1 protein-coding gene is annotated in these 933 nt (G+C 55.9%); it reads left to right on the top strand.

Going from position 1 to position 933, the window contains the following annotated elements; translation table 11 throughout:
- The first annotated feature begins 449 nt into the window (after nucleotides 1-449).
- Nucleotides 450-677 carry a hypothetical protein gene (locus NW818_RS13765; protein ID WP_414424875.1) on the top strand — a complete coding sequence of 76 codons (228 nt, stop codon included), beginning with the start codon at nucleotides 450-452 and terminating at the stop codon, nucleotides 675-677.
- Nucleotides 678-933 lie beyond the last annotated feature (256 nt).

Genomic DNA, 933 nt, shown 5'->3' with positions numbered 1-933 from the left:
CGATAGCCGATAGCTGATAGCTGATAGCTGATAGCCGATAATTGCTATGCCACGTATGTCATATACATGTGCAGGTGTGAGGGGCGCCGAACGGTTGATCGTGTGCATTCTGCGTTTCCCTGGACGCAATGCTATAATACGACGGAGGCATTGCGCGCCGCTGGATTGTTGACGGAACTGAGTCCAGAAGAGCAAGCGCGCGCCGCGCAATCTACGCTCACGCTCGATGAATCTCACGCCGTCCTGGATCGTGCCGGCGGTCTGCCGCTCAGTTTGCGTCGACTCCGGCGCGCTGGCGAAGCGCTATCTGACCGAAACCGGCAGTCTGTGGGTTGCGGCGCTGCTCGATCCGCCTGGTGATTACCGATGATGACGGCGTTGCTAACCTGGATATGATGATACCTGTGGGAGGACGCAGTGGTACAATCAATCGAGAAGGAGGCGCTGGCATGAAAACGATTGAGACGATCATTACTGTATTACCCGATGGCAGCATTCAGATCCCGCCTCAGGCCGATCTGACGCCGGGTACGCACCGCGCGGTACTTGTTGTGGAGGAGTCTGTTCCTGCTCGCGCACCACAAAGACCACTGCGGCTAAAAATGTTGAATATGACGGCCTGGCCGGTCGATAGCACCTACCGTCGTGAGGATATGTATGACGACAATGGACGATAATGCACTCTTTGTTGATACGAATAGTGTCGCTACGATGCTTGTCCATGGTGTGCGTCGCCTGTTGACACACAACACTGGTGACTTCGAGCGTTATGCCCATCTCATCAGTGTCGTTCCACTCGTGCGATCCGTTCCCGCCGCGCCCGATGCGGAATCGTGACGGACGATCAGGCATGGGGAATGCCAGAGCGCACCCGGTGTCTTGTGGGTCGTACTCCGTCATCTCACTGGCCAGTACTATGACAACTTCCATCTT

It is taken from the genome of Synechococcus sp. R6-5 (assembly GCF_047461775.1).
Classification (GTDB): Bacteria; Cyanobacteriota; Cyanobacteriia; order Thermostichales; family Thermostichaceae; genus Thermostichus.
Note: the sequence above shows the minus strand (reverse complement) of the source record. Positions and strands in the feature narration are given on the sequence as shown.